Here is a 24001-nt window from a genome sequence, read left to right as displayed (position 1 = left end):
AAGCCCTCCAGGCTATTCGCGTATGAGCCGGGACATCACAGGTCCTTGAGGCGACCCAGTTCGTTTTCGATGAAACCGAGGATGTCCTTGGTACTCGCCGAGTTGAGCACGTCGGCGACAGCGATTTCACTAGTTTCCGTGCTGCTCTCGCTCATCTTCGCCAGCAGCTGCCGCAGCCGGGTGACGATACCGTTCCGGGCGAGATCGTCGAGCGCGGTGTCGGAAAGAGCGGTCTCGAACCGGTTGAGATCGGCCAGCAACGACAACTCCGTGGCCTTGTTCGCCCCGGGCGCGATCTCCTCCAGGAGGTGTTCGGCGAGGCTGGCCGGGGTCGGGTAGTCGAAGATGAGAGTGGCGGGCAGCCGCAGTCCGGTGGCCGCATTGAGCCGGTTGCGCAGTTCCACGGTGGTGAGAGAGTCGAAGCCCAGTTCGCGGAACTCTCGTCCCGGCTGGATCGCGTCCAGCGACTCGTGTCCCAGCACCACCGCCGCCTGCGTGCACACCAGGTCCATCATGAGCCGGACCTGCTCGGTGTGCTCCAGGCCGGCGAGCCGCTTCACCAGCTCCGCTTCACCGCCCGCGAGGACCGAGACCGCCGAGCGACGCCCAGCGCGGACCAGGCCCCGCATCAGATGCGGCACCTCGCCCATCGCCCGCAGCGCCGACAGCTCCAGCCGTACCGGCGCCACCGCCGCCCGGCCCGACTCGACCGCGGCCTCGAACGCCGCGAGCCCTTGCTCGGCCGAGAGCGCCGGCATCCCTGTCCGGTTGATCCGCCGCATCTCGATCTCGCCCAGTGTGCCGGTCATTCCCGCGTCCTGGGCCCACGCGCCCCACGCCAGCGACAGACCCGGCAGTCCCGCGGCCCGGCGCACCTGAGCCAGCGCGTCCAGGAACACGTTCGCCGCCGCGTAGTTGCCCTGACCAGGCGCTCCCAGCACCCCGGCGAACGAGGAGAACATCACGAATCCGGCCAGGTCCAGGTCCTGGGTGAGCTCGTGCAGGTGCCAGGCGGCGTCGACCTTGGGACGCAGCACCGCCCCCAGGCCCTCCGCCGTCAGCGACGGAATCGTCCCGTCGGCCAGCACACCCGCGGTGTGGATCACCGCGGTCAGCGGGTGCTCGTCGTCCACCTGCGCCAGCAGGGCCGCCACCTGATCCCGATCGGCCATGTCACACGCCGCGATCGTGACCTCGACCCCGTGCGCGATCAGCTCGGCCTGCAACTCCACCGCACCGGGAGCGTCCAGGCCCCGGCGGCTCGTCAGCAGCAGATGCCGCACCCCACGCTCGGCCACCACGTGCCGCGCGAACAACGCGCCCAGACCACCCGTACCACCGGTGATCAGGACGGTTCCCTCCGGATCCCAGCCCCGGCCGCCATCCTCACCGGAGTCGTCACCGAACGCCTCTGCCACAACATCCCCGGGCAGTACCCGTGCCAGGCGCGGAACCCGCACCTCGCCCCCGCGTACCGCCGTCTGCGGCTCTTCGGACACCAACCTCCCCGGCAGCACCGACAGCGGGGATTCCTCGTCCACGTCGACCAACAGGAACCGGCCCGGGTTCTCCGACTGCGCGCTGCGCACCAGGCCCCACACCGCCGCGGCCGCCGGATCGGTGACCACTTCGCTGTCACCCGCCGCGACCGCGCCCCGGGTGAGGAACACCAGCCGCGACTCGGCGAACCGGTCATCGGCCAGCCACCCCTGCAGCAGGTCCAGAACGTGGGCGGTCAGCGCATGCGCCGACTCCACCATCCCGGCCGCCGACTCGGAGATCACCTCCGCGAGCACCACCGTCGGCACCGGACCCGCCTCCACCAGCGCGGGCAGATCCGCATGCACCGCCACCGCATCCCCGGCCTCCCGCAACGCCGGAGCCACACCCAGCGCATCCGCACCGAGCACCGCCACCGACATTCCGTCGACCTCCGTCACAGCACCCGCGGGCGTCCACTCCACCCCGAACAACGACTCCCAGCCCGCCCCGGCACCATCGGAAACCCTGAGCCGCTCGACCTCGACCGGCCGCAACACCACGTTGCGCGCCGACACCACCGGACCACCGGCGGCATCCACCGCGCTCAGCGACACCGCATCCGGGCCCGTCCTGGCCAGCCGCACCCGCAGCACCGACGCCCCACCGGCGTGCAGGCACACCTGCTCCCACGAGGACGGCAACCGGCCACCCTCCACCGGCTCCAGCCCGACGAAGGTCACCGCGTGCAGCGCCGCGTCCAGCAGCGCCGGATGCACCCCGAACGAACCCGCACTCGACACCGCCTGCTCCGGCAACGCCACCTCGGCGAACACCTCGCCCTCGGCGCCGCGCCAGACCTCCCGCAGCCCCTGGAACACCGGCCCGTAGACGAAGCCGTCCTCGGCCAGCTCCTCGTACAGCCCGTCCACCTCGATGGCGGTCGCCCCCTGCGGAGGCCAGACGGACGCGTCGAACGGCGCGACCTCCGCCACTTCGGTCGCGAGCGTTCCGGTCGCGTACCGCGTCCACGCCACTTCCTCGGCCGCCTCCGCCGAACGGGCGTACACACTCACGCTCCGGCGGCCCGACTCCTGTGGAGCTCCCACCGACACCTGCATCGCGATCGTGTCCCGCTCGCCCAGCACCAGCGGTGTGATCAGGGTTAGCTCCTCGACCGCCTCGCAGCCGACCTGGTCACCGGCACGCACCGCCAGCTCCATGAACACCGAACCCGGCACCACCGCCGAGCCCGCCACCACGTGGTCGGCCAGCCACGGATGCGACGAGAGCGACAACCGACCCGTCAGCACCACCCCATCGGAGTCGGCCAGCCCGACCGCGGCGCCCAGCAGCGGATGATCCGTCGCGGCCAGTCCCGCCGCCGCCACATTCCCCGCACCCGCACTGCCCTCGGGCCAGAACCGCTGGTGCTCGAAGGGATAGGTCGGCAGATCGACCCGGCGCCCACCCGGCAGCACCGAGCGCCAGTCCACCGGCACCCCGTGCACATGCAGCTCGGCCAGCGCCGCCATGGACGCCGCGTGCTCGTCCCGGCCCTTGCGCAGCACCGGCACCAGCACCGTGGGCAACTCGTGCGCCTGTGCCTCCGGGTCGGCCGTCAGCGTGTCCTGGGCCATCGCGGTGAGCACCCCGTCGGGGCCCAGCTCCAGATACGCCCGCACACCCTGCGCGCGCAGAGTGCTCACGCCGTCGGCGAAACGGACCGCGCCGCGGACCTGCTCCACCCAGTAGTCCGGCGAGCACAACTGCTCGGCTGTCGCCGCCTGTCCGGTCAGGGTCGACACGATCGGAGTCCTCGGCGCCCCGTAGGTGAGCCTGCTCGCCAGGGTGCGGAAGTCCTCCAGCATCGGGTCCATCAGCGGCGAATGGAACGCGTGCGACACCCGCAGCTGCTTCGTCCTGATCTCCCGTTCCCGCAGAGCGGCGGTCACTTCCCGCACCGCCTCTTCGGTACCGGAGATCACCACCGAGGTCGGGCCGTTCACCGCCGCGATGGACACCTGGTCTTCGCGTCCGGCCAGCAGCTCGGCGATCTGCTCCTCGGAGGTCTGCACCGCCACCATCGCCCCACCGGCGGGCAGCGCCTGCATCAACCGCGCCCGGCCCGCTACCAACGCACACGCGTCGGCCAGCGACAACACCCCCGCCACATGAGCAGCCGTGATCTCCCCGACCGAGTGACCGGCCAGCACATCGGGCCGGATTCCCCACGAGGACACCAGCCGGAACAGCGCCGTCTCCACCGCGAACAGGGCCGGCTGAGCCCACCCGGTCCGGTCGAGCGCCTCCGCCTCGGCTGTACCCGGCTCGGCGAACAACACCTCACGCAACGACCCCTCAAGCAACGGGTCGAGCTCGGCGATCACCGCGTCCAGCGCGGTCGCGAACACCGGGAACCGGTCATACAGCTCCCGGCCCATCCCGGCCCGCTGCGACCCCTGACCGGTGAACAGGAACGCCAACTGCGGCTCACCCACGGCCACCCCGCGCACCACACCCGCACCCGGCAGGTCCTCGGCCAACGCACCCAGCCCGGCCAGCACACCCTCACGACCATCGGCCAGCACCACCGCCCGGTGCTCGAAAGCCGACCGCGTCGTCGCCAGCGAGAACGCCGCATCGACCAGGCCCGGACCGGGCTCACCCTCCAGGAGGGACAGCAGTTGCCCGGCCTGCGCCCGCAACGCCTGACCCGTCTTCGCCGACACCAGCACCGGCACCACACCCGCAACCGGCACCCGGTCCGGCGAAGTGTCCTCTCCCCCCGACGCTTCCGGCCCTTGTTCGAGGATCACGTGCGCGTTGGTGCCACTGATCCCGAACGACGACACACCCGCCCGACGCGGACGACCCGTCTGAGGCCACTCCGTCGCCTCGGTCAGCAACTCCACCGCACCCGAAGCCCAGTCCACATGCGACGACGGCTCGTCCACGTGCAACGTCCGAGGCAGCACCCCGTGCCGCATCGCGAGCACCATCTTGATCACACCGGCCACGCCCGCCGCCGCCTGGGTGTGACCCAGGTTCGACTTGATCGCGCCCAGCAGCAGCGGACGGTCCTCCGGCCGGTCCTGACCGTAGGTCGCCAGCAGGGCCTGGGCCTCGATCGGGTCACCCAGCTTGGTACCCGTACCGTGCGCCTCCACCGCGTCCACCTCGGACGCCGACAACCCCGCACCGGCCAACGCCTGACGAATCACCCGCTGCTGAGACGGACCGTTCGGCGCCGTCAGGCCGTTCGACGCACCGTCCTGGTTCACCGCCGAACCCCGCACCACCGCGAGCACCTCATGCCCGTTGCGACGGGCGTCCGACAACCGCTCCAGCACCAGCATGCCCACACCCTCGGACCAGCCGGTGCCGTCCGCGCTGTCGGAGAACGCCTTGGATCGCCCGTCGGCCGCTATCCCGCCCTGCGCGTTGAAGCCGATGAACCCCAACGGTGACGCCATCACCGTCGTACCACCGGCCAGCGCGAGCGAGCACTCCCCCTGCCGCAGCGCCTGCGCCGCCAGATGCAGCGCCACCAGCGACGACGAGCACGCGGTGTCCACCGTCATCGCCGGACCTTCCAGGCCCAGCATGTAGGACAGGCGGCCCGACAGCACGCTGGCCGAGAGACCGGTGACGCCATGGCCTTGCACGTCCGTCTGCGTACTTATGATCAGGCTCGTGTAGTCCTGGCTGTTGCTTCCCACGAAGACGCCGGTGTGGCTGCCCTTGAGCGAGAGCGGGTCGATCCCGGCCCGCTCGACCGCCTCCCACACCCCCTCCAACAGCAGGCGCTGCTGCGGGTCCATCGCGAGCGCCTCACGCGGCGAGATCCCGAAGAACCCGGCATCAAACCCCGCCACATCCGCCAGGAACCCACCCTGGACATCCACCCCCGTCCCCGACAACATCCCCAGGTCCCAGCCTCGGTCGGCCGGGACCGGCGAGATCGCGTCCTCACCCTCGACCAGCAACCGCCACAACTCCTCCGGCGAGTTCACCCCACCGGGGAAGCGACAGCTCATCCCCACGATCACGATCGGATCATCGGCCACCGACACCCTCGGCCCGGCCACCACACCCGACCCGACCGCCACCTCCTGCCGACCCAGCAACTCCGACACCAAGAACCGCGCCAGCACGGCCGGCGTCGGATAGTCGAACACCAACGTCGCCGGCAACCGCAGACCGGTGGCGACATTCAGCCGATTACGCAGATCCACCGCGGTGAGAGAGTCGAAGCCCAGCTCACGGAACTCACGCCCAGGCTGAACCGCCTCCCCTGAGGCGTGCCCCAGCACCACCGCCGCCTGAGCCCGCACCAACTCCACCACCAGCCGAACCTGCTCGGCCTCACCCAACCCCGCCAACCGCCGCAACAACTCCGAATCCCCACCCGCCGACGTGGAGATCGCCAGGCGGCGGCTTCCGCGCACCAGGCCACGCATCAGATGCGGCACCTCGGGGACCGTACGCAGCACCGAAAGATCCAACCGCGCCACCACCACTGGCGAGTGACCTGTCGTAGTAGCCGACTCGAACGCCGCGAGCCCCTGCTCGGCCGAGAGCGCCGGCATCCCCGCCCGCGCCATCCGCCGCAGGTCGATCGCCCCGAGTCCCCCGGTCATCCCGGTCTCCTGCGCCCACAGGCCCCAGGCCAGCGACAACCCCGCCAGTCCCTCGGCCCGGCGCTGCTGGGCCAGCGCGTCGAGGAACGCGTTCGCCGCCGCGTAGTTGCCCTGACCCGCGTTGCCCATGACCCCGGCGAACGAGGAGAACACCACGAATCCGGCCAGGTCCAGGTCCTGGGTGAGCTCGTGCAGGTGCCAGGCGGCGTCGACCTTGGGACGCAGCACCGCGTCCAGCCGCTCGGCCGTCAGCGACGGAATCGTGCCGTCATCCAGCACACCCGCGGTGTGAATCACCGCGGTCAGCGGATGCCCGGCGTCGATCCCGGCCAGCAGGCCCGCGACCTGATCCCGATTCGCCATGTCGCAGGCCGCGATGGTGACCTCGACGCCGTGTGCGATCAGCTCGGCCTGCAACTCCACCGCACCCGGAGCGTCCAGCCCTCTTCTGCTGGTCAGCACCAGGTGCCGGACCCCACGCTCGGCCACCACGTGCCGCGCGAACAGCGCACCCAGACCACCGGTACCACCGGTGATCAGGACGGTTCCCTCCGGATCCCATGCCTGGTCCGCCTCGTCGTCGACGTCAGATCCTGGCGCCACCCGCGCCATCCGCGGAACCAGCACCTCACCTCCGCGCACCGCCACCTGAGGCTCACCCGAGACCAACACCCCCGGCAGCACATCGAGCAAGACCGACGATGCCTGGTCCCGGTCCATGTCGACCAGTACGAACCGGTCCGGGTTCTCCGACTGAGCACTGCGGACAAGGCCCCACACCCCGGAAGCCGACAGATCCGCCACCACCTCGCCATCGCCTGCCGCGACCGCGCCCCGGGTGAGGAACACCAGCCGCGACTCGGCGAACCGCTCCTCGGTCAGCCACCGCTGCAGCAGGTCCAGAACATGAGCGGTGAGCGCATGCGCCGACTCCACCACCCCGACCGCCGAGTCGGAGACCACCTCGGCGAGCACCACCGCCGGGACCGGATCCGCCTCGGCCAGCGCGGGCAGGTCCGCATACACCGGCACCACGTCCCCGGCCTCCCGCGAGGCCGCCGCGACACCCAGCGTGTCCGGACCAAGCACCGCCACCGGCACCCGATCGGTTTCGGGTAGCCCGCCTGCCGCGGACCATTCCAGCCGGAACAGCGTGTCCTGCCCTGCTCCGCGACCGTCGGAGATCGCCAGCTGCTCGGTGGAAATCGGCCGCAGCACCACCGACCGGGCCGACACCACCGGTGCACCCGTCGCATCCACCGCGTTCAGCGAAACCGCTTCGCCGCCCGTCCTGGCCAGCCGCACCCGCAGCACCGACGCCCCGCCCGCGTGCAGGCTCACCTCACCCCAGGAGAACGGCACCCGGGCAGCCTCGGAATCGTCCAGTCCCGCGAACGGCACCACGTGCAGCGCCGCGTCCAGCAGCGCCGGATGCACCCCGAACGAATCCGCCTCGCTGACCTGCTCGGGCAGCCTCACCTCGGCGAAGATCTCACCGTCGCGTCGCCAGGCCGCCCGCAGCCCTTGGAACGCCGGACCGTAGGCGAAGCCGTCCGCAGCCAGTTCCTCGTAGAAGCCGTCCAGCTCGATCGCGGTCGCGCCGACCGGGGGCCACACCGCCGTGTCGAACGGCTCGGCAGGCGAAGCACCCATGGCGAGCGTGCCGGTGGCGTGCCGCACCCACGGCACCTCCTCGGCCGCGTCCGCCGAACGGGCGTAGACGCTCACACTCCGCCGACCGGTCTCCTCCGCAGCCCCCACCCACACCTGCACCGCCACCGCGTCACCCGCACCCAGCACCAGCGGAGCGTCCAGGATCAACTCCTCGACCACCTCGCAGCCGACCTGGTCACCGGCACGCACCGCCAACTCCACGAACGCCGAACCGGGCACCACCACCGAGCCCGCCACCACGTAGTCGGCCAGCCACGAATGCGACGCCGACGACAACCGCCCGGTCAGCACCACCCCATCGGAGTCGGCCCGAGGCATCACCGCACCCAGCAGCGGATGCCTTGTCGCGGCCAGGCCCAGCACATGAGCGTCACCGCTCTGCTTGGCGTTCGGCCAGAACCGCTGGTGCTGGAAGGCGTAGGTGGGCAGATCCACCCTGCGGCCACCGGTCAACACCTGCAGCCAGTCCACCGTCACACCGCGCACGAACAGCTCGGCCGCCGACGTCAGTACCCGCTCCAGGCCGCCCTCGTCACGGCGCAACGTCCCGGCGATCACGGTGGTGGCATCGGTCTCGTCCACACACTCACCGATACCGACCGTCAGCACCGGATGCGGACTCACCTCGACGAACACCCGATACCGCTGCTCCAGCAACTCTCCGACCGCCGGAGCGAAAGCCACCGTGCGCCGCAGATTCTCACACCAATACCCGGCCTCCAGCTCCGGACCCTCCAGCCACTGACCGGTCACGGTCGAGAGCATCGGCACCCGCACCGGCTGCGGCGCCACCCCCGCCAGGATCTGAGCCAGTTCCTCGGCGATCAGATCGACCTGCGCCGAATGCGAGGCGTAATCCACCGCGATCCGCCGCACCCGAACATTCTCAGCGGCCAACCGCTCGACCAGCTCCTCGACCGCCGCGACCTCACCGGCCACCACCACCGAGTTCGGGCCGTTCACCGCCGCCACCGACACCCCCTCGACCAAAGCGGCCTCGACCCGCTCGACCGGCAGCGCCACCGACGCCATCGCCCCACGCCCAGCAAGCCGCTCACCGATCAACCGGCTCCGCAACGCCACCACCCGCGCACCGTCCTGCAACGACAACCCGCCGGCCACCACCGCCGCCGCGATCTCCCCCTGGGAATGACCCACCACCGCATCCGCACGAACCCCCAGCGACTCCCACACCGCCGCCAACGACACCATCACCGCGAACGACACCGGCTGGACCACATCCACCCGATCCAGCGACGGAGCACCCTCGTTCTGCCGAATCACATCCAGCAGAGACCAGTCCACGAACGGCTCCAACGCCGCCGCACATTCGGCCATCCGAGCCGCGAACACCGCCGACTCCTCCAACAACCGCGCACCCATCCCCACCCACTGCGCCCCCTGACCCGGGAACACCCACACCGACTTCCCATCCACATCGGCCACCCCGGACACCACACCGGGCACCGACTCACCCGAAGCCACCGCACCCAGCCCCGCCAGCAACCCCTCACGACCGGCACCGACCACCACCGCACGGTGCTCGAACACCGACCGCGACACCACCAGCGAGAACGCCGTATCCACCAGGCCCAGCTCGTCGCGCGCGTCCATGAACGACACCAGACGACCCGCCTGCGCCCGCAGTGCCTCCTCGCTCTTGCCCGACACCACCCACGGCACCACACCCGCGGCCGGGGCCCCATCCTCGTCACGCGACTCCGCCTCAGGAGCCTCCGGTCCCTGCTCAAGGATCAGGTGCGCGTTGGTGCCGCTGATGCCGAACGACGACACACCCGCCCGCCACGGGCGCCCGGCCTCCGGCCACTCCCTGGCCTCGGTCAGCAGTTCCACCGCGCCCGAGGCCCAGTCCACGTGCGAGGACGGCGCGTCCACGTGCAGCGTCTGAGGCAGCACACCGTGCCGCATCGCCATGACCATCTTGATCACACCCGCCACACCGGCCGCGGCCTGGGTGTGACCGATGTTCGACTTGATCGACCCCAGCAGGACCGGCCGGTCCTCCGGCCGATCCTGACCGTACGTCGCCAGCAGCGCCTGCGCCTCGATCGGGTCACCCAGCGTCGTCCCCGTACCGTGCGCCTCCACGACGTCCACCTCGGCGGCGGTCAGCCCGGCGCCGGCGAGTGCCTGGCGGATCACCCGCTGCTGCGAGGGGCCGTTCGGCGCGGTCAACCCGTTGGAGGCGCCGTCCTGGTTGATCGCCGACCCGCGCATCACCGCGAGCACCTCGTGACCGTTGCGGCGGGCGTCCGACAGCCGCTCCAGCACCAGGACACCCACGCCCTCGGACCAACTCGTACCGTCCGCGGTGTCGGAGAACGCCTTGCACCGCCCATCGGCGGCCAGTCCGCCCTGGGCGCTGAAGTCGATGAACACCCCCGGCGTGGCCATCACCGTCACACCACCGGCCAGTGCCAGCGAGCACTCACCCGAGCGCAGCGCCTGCGCCGCCATGTGCATCGCCACCAGCGACGACGAACACGCCGTGTCCACCGTCACCGCAGGACCCTCCAGGCCCAGCGCGTAGGCGACACGACCGGTGACGATGCTTCCGGAGTTACCGGTGCTGACGAAGGTCATCACATCCGGCGGGAACTCGGCGCTCGACCCGTAGTCGTGGTAGATCACCCCGGCGAACACGCCGGTACGGCTGCCGCGCAGCGAGGTCGGGTCGATCCCCGCTCGCTCGATCGCCTCCCAGGACGCCTCCAGCAGCAGGCGCTGCTGCGGGTCCATCGCCAGCGCCTCACGCGGCGAGATCCCGAAGAACCCGGGATCGAAGTCGGTCGCGTCGACGAGGAATCCACCGTCGAAGTCCAGTTCGCCGCGTGCCTGCCAGCCCCGGTCCCGTGGCAGCGGGGAGATGGCGTCCTGCCCCTCGACGACCAGCCGCCACAGATCCTCCGGAGAGCTCACCCCTCCGGGGTAACGGCAGGCCATCGAGACGATGACGATCGGATCGTCGGTCACCGAGGTGGCGACCACCGGGAGAATCGCGTCGCCGTGCACGCCGAGCACTTCGCTGAGCAGATACTCGCCGAGCACGGTGGGAGTGGGGTAGTCGAAGACGAGGGTGGAGGGCAGCCGCAACCCGGTGGCGCCGTTGAGCCGGTTGCGCAGCTCAAGCGCGGTCAGCGAGTCGAAGCCCAGCTCGCGGAACTCCCGCCGGACGTCCACCGAATCCAGCGACGGGTGCCCGAGTACGGCGGCGGCCTGAGCCCGGACCAGGTCGATCAGCACCTGGAGCTGCTTGGGGTGGTCCAGGCCGGCCAGCTGCCGCGACAGTGCCTCGCCCGCGCCACCGCCTCCGGCCGCCGACAGCGCGGCGGCCGTACGGCGGGTGCCGCGCACCAGGCCGCGCAGCAGCGGCGGCACCAGCTGAGCGGGCATCGCCGGCAGGTTCAACCGCACCGGGACCACCAGCGGTGAGTCCGAGCCCAGGGCCGCGTCGAACAGGGCGAGTCCCTGCTCGGTGGTCATCGCCGGCATCCCGGCGGCGGCCATCCGCTCCACGCTGGCCTGTGACAGTCCTCCGGTCATCCCGGTGGCCTGCGCCCAGAGTCCCCAGGTGAGCGAGAGCCCCGGCAGCCCCTGCGCCTGCCGCTGGACCATCAGCGCGTCCAGCCAGGCGTTCGCCGCCGCGTAGTTGCCCTGACCCGCGTTGCCCATCAGTCCGGCGAGCGAGGAGAACACCACGAATCCGGCCAGGTCCAGGTCGCGGGTGAGCTCGTGCAGGTGCCAGGCGGCGTCGACCTTCGGCCGCAGCACGTTGTCCACCCGCTCCGGCGTCAGCGAGGTGATCGCTCCGTCGTCCACGATTCCGGCCGCGTGGATCACCGCGGTCAGCGGGTGATCGGCATCGATCCCGGCCAGCAGACCGGCCACCGCGTCCCGGTCGGCCATGTCGCACGCGGCGACCGTGACCTCGACGCCGTGCGCGATCAGCTCGGCCTGCAGCTCCACCGCACCCGGAGCCTCCAGACCCCGGCGGCTGGTCAGCAGCAGGTGCCGCACCTTGTGCTCGGCCACCAGATGCCGGGCCAGCTCCGCACCCAGACCACCCGTACCGCCGGTGATGAGCACCGTGCCCTGCGGGTCCCAGCGCCGGGGCATGGTCAGCACGATCTTGCCGGTGTGCCTGGCCTGGCTCATGAACCGGAAGGCGTCACGGCTCCGGCGCACGTCCCACGCCGTCACCGGCAACGGCCGCAGCTCACCGGCCGCGAACAACTCCATCAGCTCGACCAGGATCTGCCGCAGCCGCTCGGCGCCGGCGTCCAGCATGTCGAACCAGTGGTACTCCAGGCCGGGGAACTGTGCCTGGTCGCGGATGTCGAGCTTGCCCATCTCCACGAACCGGCCCCCGGGACGCAGCAGTCGCGCCGAGGCGTCGATGAGGTCCCCGGTCAGCGAGTTGAGCACCACGTCGATGCCCCGCTCACCGCAGACCTCGCGGAAGCGCTCCTCGAACTCCGCAGTCCTGGAGGAGGCGATGTGGTCGTCCGGGATGCCCAGGGAACGCAGTACCTCCCACTTGGCCGGACTCGCGGTCGCGAACACCTCCACGCCCAGACGCTGCGCCAACTGGATCGCCGCCATGCCCACGCCACCGGTGCCGGCGTGCACGAGCAGCCGTTCACCCGCCCGCAACCGGGCCAGATCCATCAGCCCGTAGGAGGCCGTCAGGAACGTCACCAGGATCGTCGCGGCCTGCTCGAACGACATCCCGTCGGGAATCTTGGACAAGACATGGGTGGCGATGACCACCGGGCCGAACGCACCCTCGGTCAGACAGACCACCCGGTCCCCCGGGCGCAGGTCCTCGACACCGGGGCCGACCTCAAGCACCACGCCCGCGGCCTCGCCACCCATCTGGCCGACCTTGTCCTGGAACCAGCCGAGTGCGTTCAGCCCGTCCAGCAGGTCACGGAAGTTCACCCCCGCCGCGTGCACCGCGACCCGCACCTGACCGGCCTGCAGCGGCTCGGCCGTCTCCTCATACGAGATGAGCTCCAACGCGTCCAGGCTGCCCTTGGCACGGCTGCCCAACCGCCACGCCGTACCGACCGGAGGCAACAGACCCGCACCCGAGGTCAGCGACGCCAACCTCGGCGCCCAGACCCCACCTCCGCGCACCGCCGCCTGCGGCTCGCCAGAGGTCAGTACTCCGGCCAGCAATCCGCTCAGCGCATCGAGTCGCACCGACTCCTCGTCCACGTCCACCAGCACGAACCGGCCCGGGTTCTCCGACTGCGCACTACGCACCAGACCCCACACCGCCGCGGCCGCCAGATCGGTGACCACCTCACCCTCACCCGCCGCGACCGCGCCCCGCGTGACGAGCACCAGTCGCGAATCGGCGAACCGCTCATCGGCCAGCCACTCCTGCAACAGCCCCAGCACCCCGGCCGTCACCTGATGCGCCGATGCCACCGCGTCCGCGGTCGACGAGGCCTCGACCTCGGCCAGCACCACACCCGGCACCGCGCCCGCCTCGGCCAGCGCTGACAGATCACGATGAACCGGGACCGACTCCCACGTACCCGCGAGACCCGGCTCGAACGCCGCGAAGCCGATCATCGCCATCGGCGCCGGGTCTGCAGCGGTGACTTCGGAGAGCGCGGTCCACTCCAGCCGGAACAGCCCGTCGCGCTCCGTCGCGTGGTCACCGCCCGCGGCGGCGAGCTGACCGGGGGAGAACGGGCGCAGCACCAGCGAGCGCGCCGACAGCACCGGCTCCCCTGCGGCGTCCACCGCCGTCAGCGTGGCCGAGTCGGCAGCGGTCCGGCTCATCCGAATGCGCAGCATCGCCGCGCCACCGGCGTGCAGGCTCACCTCGCTCCAGGAGAACGGCAGCCGACCGCCCTCGGAATCGTCCAGCCCGGCGAAGGCCACCGCGTGCAGCGCCGCGTCCAGCAGCGCCGGATGCACCCCGAACGAACTCGCACTCGACTGCGCCTGCTCGGGCAGGACGATCTCGGCGAACACCTCACCGTCGGCGCCCTGCCAGGCCGCCCGCAGCCCCTGGAACACCGGGCCGTACTCGAACCCGCTCGCGGCGAGCCCTTCGTACAGCCCGCCCACCTCGATGGCGGTCGCCCCCTGCGGGGGCCACACGGACGCGTCGAACGGCGCGACCTCGGAAGCCCCGGTCGCGAGTGTGCCGGTCGCGTGCCGCATCCACGGCACGTCGTCCGCGGCCTGCGCCGGCCGCGCGTAGACGCTCACGCTCCGGTGGCCCGTCTCCTGCGCGGCGCCCACCCACACCTGCACCGCGACGGCGTCGCTCTCGCCCAGCACCAGCGGCGCGACCAGGGTGAGCTCCTCGACCACGTCGCAACCGACCTGGTCACCGGCACGGATCGCCAGCTCAAGGAACCCGGTACCCGGGAAGATCACCGTCCCGGCCACCGCGTGGTCGGCCAGCCACGGGTGCGACGAGAGCGACAACCTTCCGGTCAGCAGCACCCCGTCAGAATCGGCCAGGCCCACCGCCGCGCCCAGCAGCGGGTGCCCGGCTGTAGCCAGCCCGGCCGCGGCCACGTTGCCCACCGAGGAGCCTGCCCCCTCGGGCCAGTACCGCTGGTGCTCGAAGGGATAGGTCGGCAGGTCGACCCGGCGCCCGCGCGGGAGCACCGTCTGCCAGTTCACCGGCACCCCGTGTACGTGCAGACGGGCCAGTGCCTCGGTAACGGCCTCGTGCTCGTTTCTGTCCCTGCGCAGCACCGGCACCAGCACCACGTCCGGGTCCGGCTCCACGTCAGAACCGGACGTCGCGGCAGTCGGGTCCGGGTCGGTCGTCAGCGTGTCCTGGGCCATCGCGGTGAGCACCCCGTCGGGGCCCAGCTCCAGATACGCCCGCACACCCTGCGCGCGCAGAGTGCTCACGCCGTCGGCGAAACGGACCGCGCCGCGGACCTGCTCCACCCAGTAGTCCGGCGAGCACAGCTGCTCGGCCGTGGCCTGCTCACCGGTCAGCGTCGACACGATCGGAGTCCTCGGCGCCCCGTAGGTGAGCCTGCTCGCCAGGGTGCGGAAGTCCTCCAGCATCGGGTCCATCAACGGTGAATGGAACGCGTGCGACACTCGCAACCGCTTCGTGCGCACCCCACGCTCCTCCAGGGTCGCGGCCACCTCAAGCACCGCCTGCTCAGCCCCGGAGATCACCACCGAGGTGGGGCCGTTGACGGCCGCGATGGACACCTGGTCTTCGCGTCCGGCCAGCAGCCCGGCGACCTGCTCCTCGGCGACCTGAACCGCCACCATCGCCCCACCGGCGGGCAGCGCCTGCATCAACCGCGCCCGGCCCGCCACCAACGCACACGCGTCGGCCAGCGACAACACCCCCGCCACATGAGCAGCCGCGATCTCCCCGACCGAATGACCCGCCAGCACGTCCGGCCGGATTCCCCACGAGGACACCAGCCGGAACAGCGCCGTCTCCACCGCGAACAGAGCCGGCTGAGCCCACCCGGTCCGGTCGAGCGCCTCCGCCTGCGCCGACCCCGGCTCGGCGAACAACACCTCACGCAACGACCCCTCAAGCAGCGGATCCAGCTCCGCGATCACGGCATCCAGCGCCTGTGCGAACACCGGGAACCGCTCATACAGCTCCCGGCCCATCCCGGCCCGCTGACTGCCCTGACCGGTGAACAACACCGCCAACTGCGGCTCACCCACGGCCACCCCGCGCACCACACCCGCACCCGGCAGACCCTCGACCAGACCAGCCAGCCCGGCCAGCACACCCTCGCGACCATCGGCCAGCACCACCGCCCGGTGCTCGAACGCCGGACGGGTCGTGGCCAGTGAGAACGCCGTATCGGTGAGCGCCACCTCACGACGGCCCTCCACATGCGAGGCCAGCCGATCCGCCTGCGTCCGCAACGCCCCTGCCGTACGAGCCGACACCAGCAGCGGCAGTACACCCGCACCCGCGGCCGGCGCATCGTCCCGCGCCACCGTTTCGGCTTCGATACGCAGGGTTGCCGGCCCCTGCTCAAGGATCACGTGCGCGTTGGTGCCGCTGATCCCGAACGACGACACACCGGCCCGACGCGGATGCCCCGTCTGAGGCCACTCCGTCGCCTCGGTCAGCAACTCCACCGCACCCGAGGCCCAGTCCACGTGCGAGGACGGCTCATCCACGTGCAACGTCCTGGGCAGCACACCGTGCTGGAGAGCCAGCACCATCTTGATCACACCGGCCACACCGGCAGCCGCCTGGGTGTGACCGAAGTTCGACTTGATCGCGCCCAGCAGCAGCGGACGGTCCTCCGGCCGGTCCTTGCCGTACGTGGCCAGTAGGGCCTGGGCCTCGATCGGGTCACCCAGCTTGGTGCCCGTACCGTGCGCCTCCACCGCGTCCACCTCGGACGCCGAGAGCCCGGCGCCTGCAAGCGCCTGGCGGATCACCCGCTGCTGAGACGGACCGTTCGGCGCCGTTAGGCCATTGGACGCACCGTCCTGGTTGATCGCCGATCCTCGAACGATCGCGAGCACCTCATGCCCGTTGCGGCGGGCGTCCGACAGCCGCTCCAGCACCAGCATGCCCAGGCCCTCGGACCAGGTGGTGCCGTCCGCGGTGTCGGAGAACGCCTTGCACCGCCCATCGGGGGCCAATCCCCCCTGTGCGCTGAAGCCGATGAACCCGATCGGGGTGGTCATCACCGTGGCACCGCCGGCCAGCGCCAGGCTGCACTCACCCGACCGCAGCGCCTGCGCCGCCATGTGCATCGCCACCAGTGACGACGAACACGCCGTGTCCACCGTCACCGCAGGACCTTCCAGGCCCAGCGTGTACGACAGGCGGCCCGACAGCACGCTGGCCGACATACCGGTGATGGCGTGGCCTTCCACATCTGCCGGAGTGCTCATCATCAGGCTCATGTAGTCCTGACCGTTGGTGCCCACGAACACCCCGGTGGAGCTGCCCTTCAGTGAGAGCGGGTCGATCCCGGCCCGCTCGACCGCCTCCCACACCCCCTCCAACAGCAACCGCTGCTGCGGATCCATCGCGAGCGCCTCACGCGGCGAGATCCCGAAGAACCCGGCATCAAACCCCGCCACATCCGCCAGGAACCCACCCTGGACATCCACCCCCGTCCCCGACAACATCCCCAGGTCCCAGCCCCGGTCGGCCGGGACCGGCGAGATCGCGTCCTCACCCTCGACCAGCAAGCGCCACAACTCCTCCGGCGAGTTCACCCCACCGGGGAAGCGGCAGCTCATCCCCACGATCACGATCGGATCATCGGCCACCGACACCCTCGGCCCGGCCACCACACCCGACCCGACCGCCACCTCCTGCCGGCCCAGCAACTCCGACACCAAGAACCGCGCCAGCACGGCCGGCGTCGGATAGTCGAACACCAACGTCGCCGGCAACCGCAACCCCGTGGCGACATTCAACCGGTTACGCAGATCCACCGCGGTGAGAGAGTCGAAGCCCAGCTCACGGAACTCCCGCCCAGGCTGAACCGCCTCCCCTGAGGCGTGCCCCAGCACCACCGCCGCCTGAGCCCGCACCAACTCCACCACCAGCCGAACCTGCTCGGCCTCACCCAACCCCGCCAACCGCCGCAACAACTCCGAATCCCCACCCGCGAGGACGGAAACCGCCGACCGACGGCCCGCACGCACCAGGCCACGCATCAGATGCGGCAGTTCGGCGAGTGTGCGCAGGACCGACAGCTCCAGTCGCGCCGCCACCACCGCCGCGTGATCCGACACCGCCGCCCGCTCGAACGCCCCGAGTCCCTGCTCGGCCGAGAGCGCCGGCATCCCCGCCCGCGCCATCCTGCGCAGGTCGACCGCGCCCAGCGTGCCGGTCATCCCGGTCTCCTGCGCCCACAGACCCCAGGCCAGCGACAACCCCGCCAGCCCCTCGGCCCGGCGCTGCTGGGCCAGCGCGTCAAGGAACGCGTTCGCCGCCGCGTAGTTACCCTGACCCGCGTTGCCCATCACCCCCGCCATCGACGAGAACACCACGAACGCCGCGAGATCCGCGTCACGGGTGAGCTCGTGCAGATACCAGGCCGCGTCGACCTTGGGACGCAGCACCGCGTCCAGCCGCTCGGCCGTCAGCGACGGAATCGTGCCGTCATCCAGCACACCCGCGGTGTGAATCACCGCGGTCAGCGGGTGCTCGTCGTCCACCTGCGCCAGCAGAGCCGCCACCGCGTCCCGATCCGCCATGTCACAGGCCGCGATCGTGACCTCGACCCCGTGCGCGATCAACTCCGCCTGCAACTCCACCGCACCCGGAGCGTCCAGCCCTCTTCTGCTGGTCAGCACCAGATGACGCACCCCACGCTCGGCCACCACATGCCGCGCGAACAACGCACCCAGACCACCGGTACCACCGGTGACCAGGACGGTTCCCTCCGGATCCCAGACCCGACCGACATCCTCACCGGAAACCTCGGCCGGAACCTCACCGGACACCACCCGCGCCAAACGCGGCACCAACACCCCACCCTCGCGCACCGCCACCTGCGGCTCACCCGAGACCAACACCCCCGGCAGCACACCGGGCAAGGACTCCTGCCCGTCCACGTCGACCAAGCCGAACCGGCCAGGGTTCTCCGACTGAGCGCTACGGATCAGCCCTCGCGCCGCCGCAGCCGGCAGATCGGTGACCACCTCACCGTCGCCCGCCGCGACCGCGCCCCGGGTGAGGAACACCAGCCGCGACTCGGCGAACCGCTCCTCGGCCAGCCAGCTCTGCACCACATCCAGAACGTGGGCGGTGAGCGCATGCGCCGACTCCACCACCCCGACCGCCGAGTCGGAGACCACCTCGGCCAGCACCACCGCCGGCACCGGGCCCGCCTCGGCCAGCGACGACAGATCCGCGTGCACCGGAAGGCCACCCGGCTCCCCGTCCGCCCGCAGCGTGGAGGCGACACCCAACGTGTCCGGGCCGAGGATCCCCACCGACACCTCACCGGCCTCCGGCAAAGTGCCCGCGAGCCCCCACTCCACCCGGAACAACGCATCCTGGCTGACTCCGCGACCGTCGGAGACCCCCAGCTGCTCGGCCGGGACCGGCCGCAGCACCACCGACCGCGCCGACAGCACCGGCGCACCCGTCACATCCGCCGCCAGCAGCGACACCGCATCCGTGTCTGTCCTGGCCAGCCGCACCCGCAGCACCGATGCCCCGCCCGCGTGCAGGCACACCTGCTCCCACGAGGAGGGCAACCGGCCACCTTCCACCGGCTCCAGCCCGGCGAAGGTCACCGCGTGCAGCGCCGCGTCCAGCAGAGCCGGGTGCACCCCGAACGAAGCGGCTCCACCGATCTGCTCGGGCAGCCTCACCTCGGCGAAGATCTCACCGTCGCGACGCCACGCCGCCCGCAGCCCCTGGAACGCCGGACCGTAGGCGAAACCGTCCTCGGCCAACTCCTCGTACAAGCCGTCCAGCTCGATCTCGGTAGCACCGACCGGCGGCCACGTCGCCGCGTCGAGCGGCACGACCTCGGAAGCACCGGTCGCCAACGTGCCGGTCGCGTGCCGCACCCACGGCACCTCCTCGGCCGCGTCCGCCGAACGGGCGTAGACACTCACACTCCGCCGACCGGTCTCCTCCGGCGCACCCACCGCGATCTGGACCACGACCGCGTCGTCCTCGCCCAGCACCAGCGGAGCGTCCAGGATCAACTCCTCGACCACCTCGCAGCCGACCTGGTCACCGGCCCGCACCGCCAACTCCACGAACGCCGACGCCGGTACCACCACCGAGCCCGCCACCACGTAGTCGGCCAGCCACTGCTGCGACGAGAGTGACAAGCGGCCCGTCAACAACACACCGTCGGAATCGGCCAGGCCCACCGCCGCACCCAGCAGCGGATGACCCGTCGCGGCCAGGCCCAGAACACGGGCATCACCGCTCTGCCGCGCGTTCGGCCAGAACCGCTGGTGCTGGAAGGCGTACGTCGGCAGATCCACCCGGCGGCCACCGGGCAACACCTGCAGCCAGTCGACCTTCACGCCACGGACGAACAGCTCGGCCGCCGACGTCAGTACCCGCTCCAGACCGCCCTCATCGCGACGCAACGTCCCGGCGATCACGGTGGTGGCGTCGGTCTCGTCCACGCACTCGCCGATACCGACCGTCAGCACCGGATGCGGACTCACCTCGACGAACACCCGATACCGCTGCTCCAGCAGCTGCTCGACCGCCGGAGCGAAAGCCACCGTGCGCCGCAGGTTCTCACACCAATACCCGGCCTCCAGCTCCGGACCCTCCAGCCACTGACCGGTCACGGTCGACAGCATCGGCACCCGCACCGAACCCGGGCTCACCTCCGCCAGCACCCCGGCCAGCTCTTCGGCGATCAGATCCACCTGCGCCGAATGCGAGGCGTAATCCACCGCGATCCGCCGCACCCGCACCCCCTCAGCGGCCAACCGCTCGACCAGCTCCTCGACCGCCGCGACCTCACCGGCCACCACCACCGAGTTCGGGCCGTTGACCGCCGCCACCGAGATCCGCCCATCCCACGCCGCCACCCGCTCGGTGACCTGCTCGACCGGCAGCGCCACCGACGCCATCGCCCCCAACCCCGCCAGCCCACGCCCGATCACCTGACTGCGCAACGCCACCACCCGGGCGCCATCGGACAACGACAGGCCGCCGGCCACCACCGCCGCCGCGATCTCACCCTGCGAATGCCCCACCACCGCATCCGCACGAACCCCCAACGACTCCCACACCGCCGCCAACGACACCATCACCGCGAACGACACCGGCTGCACCACATCCACCCGATCCAGCGACGGAGCACCCTCCACCTGCCGCACCACATCCAGCAGAGACCACTCCACGAACGGCTCCAACGCCGCCGCACATTCGGCCATCCGAGCCGCGAACACCCCCGACTCCTCCAACAACCGCGCACCCATCCCCACCCACTGCGCCCCCTGACCCGGGAACACCCACACCGACTTCCCATCCACATCGGCCACCCCGGACACCACACCGGGCACCGACTCACCCGAGGCAACCGCCCCCAGCCCTGTCAGGAGATCCCCGCCGACCACCACGGCCCGGTGCTCGAACGCCGACCGCGACGACACCAGCGAGAACGCCACATCGGTCAGCCCAAGAGCAGTCTCGCCCTCCAGGTACGACACGAGCCGCCCGGCCTGGGCCCGCAGCGCCTCACCCGTACGACCCGATACCACCATCGGAACCACGTCCGCAGCCGGTGCCAGGTCCTGCGAAGGAGCCACCGCCGGAGCCTCGGGCCCCTGCTCGATGATCACGTGCGCGTTGGTGCCGCTGATCCCGAACGACGACACACCCGCCCGGCGCGGACGACCCGTCTGAGGCCACTCGACCTGCTCGGTCAGCAACTCCACCGCACCCGAGGCCCAGTCCACGTGCGACGACGGCTCGTCCACGTGCAGCGTCCGAGGCAGCACCCCGTGCCGCAGAGCCATCACCATCTTGATCACACCCGCCACACCGGCCGCAGCCTGAGTGTGACCGAGGTTCGACTTCACCGAACCCAGCAGCAGCGGCCGGTCCTCGTCCCGATCCTGCCCATAGGTCGCCAGCAGCGCCTGCGCCTCGATCGGGTCGCCCAGCGTGGTGCCGGTGCCGTGGCCCTCGACCGCGTCCACCTCGGTGAAGGACAAGCCCGCGCCGGCGAGCGCCTGACGGATCACCCGCTGCTGAGAAGGGCCGTTCGGCGCGGTCAACCCGTTAGACGCGCCGTCCTGGTTCACCGCCGACCCGCGCACCACCGCCAGCACCTGGTGGCCGTTGCGGCGCGCGTCCGACAACCGCTCCAGCACCAGCATGCCCACACCCTCGGAGTAGCTGGTGCCGTCCGCGGTGTCGGCGAAGGACTTGCACCGGCCGTCGCCTGCCAGCCCTCCCTGGGTGCTGAAGTCGATGAAGACCGCGGGGGTGGCCATCACGGTCGCGCCTCCGGCCAGTGCCAGGTCGCAGTCACCCGAGCGCAGCGCCTGCGCCGCCATGTGCATCGCCACCAGCGACGACGAACACGCCGTGTCCACCGTCACCGCCGGACCCTCCAGACCCAGCGCGTACGAAATCCGGCCGGTCGCGACGCTGCCCGCCGTACCGGTACCGAGGAAGCCCATCGCCTCCGGCGGGAACTCCGCGCTCATCCCGTAGTCGTGGTAGAAGATGCCGGCGAACACGCCGGTGCGGCTGCCGCGCAACGAGGTCGGGTCCACACCCGTCCGCTCGATCGCCTCCCACGACGTCTCCAGGAGCAGGCGCTGCTGCGGGTCCATCGCCAGCGCCTCACGCGGCGAGATCCCGAAGAACCCCGGATCGAACTGCGTGGCACTCTCCAGGAAGCCGCCCTCGCGCACATAGCTGGTGCCCCGGCTCTCCCGATCCGGGTTGTACAGCGCCCCCAGATCCCAGCCTCGCGTGGTCGGGAACTCGGAGATCGCATCTCCGTCCTCGGAGACCAGCCGCCACAGATCCTCCGGTGAGTCGACCTCGCCCGGGAAGTGGCAGGCCATGCCCACGATCACGATCGGATCGTCGTTCAGCGGCATGACGGGCGCCGGAATGATCGCGTCAGCGTGCTCGCCGAGCAGTTCGGCCAGCAGGAAGTCCGCCAGCGCGGTCGGTGTCGGGTAGTCGAACACCAGCGTGGACGGCAACCGCAGCCCCGTCGCGGCGTTCAGCCGGTTACGCAACTCGACCGCGGTAAGGGAGTCAAAGCCCAGCTCACGGAACTCCCGACGCACCTCCACCATGTCGGACGAGGCATGACCCAGCACCATCGCCGCCTCGACACGCACCAGGTCCACCAGCACCTCGGCCCGCTCGGCCGCCCCCAACGGAGCCAACCGCTGCAACAACGTCGCGGCCACCACCGAACCCGACGCCGCCGACCGCCGACCACCCCGCACCAGACCACGCAACAACGCCGGCACCTCGCCGTGGGCGCGCAGCACCGCGAGCTCCAACCGGAGCGGGATCACCACCGACCGGGCCACCCGTCCGGCGGCGTCGAACAGTGCCAGTCCTTGCTCCACCGAGAGCGGCGGCATGCCCGTACGGGTGATCCGCCGCATGTCGGCGTCACTCAGCGTGCCGGTCATGCCGGTGTCCTGGGTCCAGGCCCCCCAGGCCAGCGAGAGCGCGGGCAGCCCTTCGGCCCTGCGCGCCTGCGCCAAGGCGTTGAGGAACGTGTTCGCGGCCGCGTAGTTGCCCTGGCCTGGTGCTCCCATGACGCCCGACAGGGACGAGTAGGTGATGAACGCCGCCAGATCCAGTTCCCGGGTGAGTTCGTGCAGGTGCCAGGCGGCGTCGACCTTGGGCCGCAGGACCCTGCCCAGCCGCTCCGGGGTCAGTGACGGGATCGTCGCGTCTTCCAGCACACCGGCGGTGTGAATGACCGCGGTCAGCGGATGGTCGGCATCGATCCCGGCCAGCAGAGCCGCCACCTGGTCGCGGTCGGCCATGTCACAGGCCGCGACCGTGACCTCGACACCATGCGCGATCAACTCCGCCTGCAACTCCACCGCACCCGGAGCCTCCAGACCCCGGCGGCTGGTCAACACCAGATGCCGCACCCCACGCTCGGCCACCACATGCCGAGCCAGACTCCCTCCCAGACCACCCGTACCACCGGTGATCAGCACCGTGCCGTCCGGGTCCCAGGGCTGTCCGGTCTCATCGGCCGGTGCCACCCGCACCAGACGCGGCACCAACACCCCACCCTCACGCACCGCCACCTGCGGCTCACCCGAGACCAGCACGCCGGCCGGCACCGACGACAACCCACCGTCACCATCGACGTCGACCAGCACGAACCGGCCCGGATTCTCCCACTGCGCCGACCGCACCAACCCCCACACCGCCGCAGCCGCCAGATCAACGACCACATCACCGTCCCGCGCCTCGACCGCACCCCGAGTCACGAACACCAACCGCGAGCCGACGAACCGCTCATCGGCCAACCATTCCTGCAACAACCCCAGGACCTGCGCGACCACCGCGTGCGTCGACTCCACCACGTCCTCGGCATCGGCCGACCCCACCGAGATCATGACCACATCCGGCGCCGAATCCAGCGAGGCGAGCTCTCCACTCAGCTCGACCACGTCTGCCTTGGGCTCCGCACCCCCCACCTCCGGCAACGAGATCCAGTCCACCCCGAACAGCGAGTCCCGCTCCACAC

The 24001-nt window shown here is 71.0% G+C and carries 1 protein-coding gene (cut by a window edge); it reads right to left on the bottom strand.

The window, feature by feature from the left end; all coding sequences use genetic code 11:
* Positions 1–35: 35 nt before the first annotated feature.
* Positions 36–24001, bottom strand: the final stretch of a protein-coding gene (locus tag ACFY3D_RS31845) for an SDR family NAD(P)-dependent oxidoreductase (protein WP_389986293.1). Its footprint extends 26629 nt past the window's final position; only the last 23966 of its 50595 coding nucleotides appear in the window; the start codon falls outside the window, past its right edge; the stop codon is at positions 36–38.

The sequence above is a fragment of the Streptosporangium sp. NPDC000509 genome (genome assembly GCF_042898365.1).
Taxonomy (GTDB): Bacteria; Actinomycetota; Actinomycetes; order Streptosporangiales; family Streptosporangiaceae; genus Streptosporangium.
Note: the sequence above shows the minus strand (reverse complement) of the source record. Positions and strands in the feature narration are given on the sequence as shown.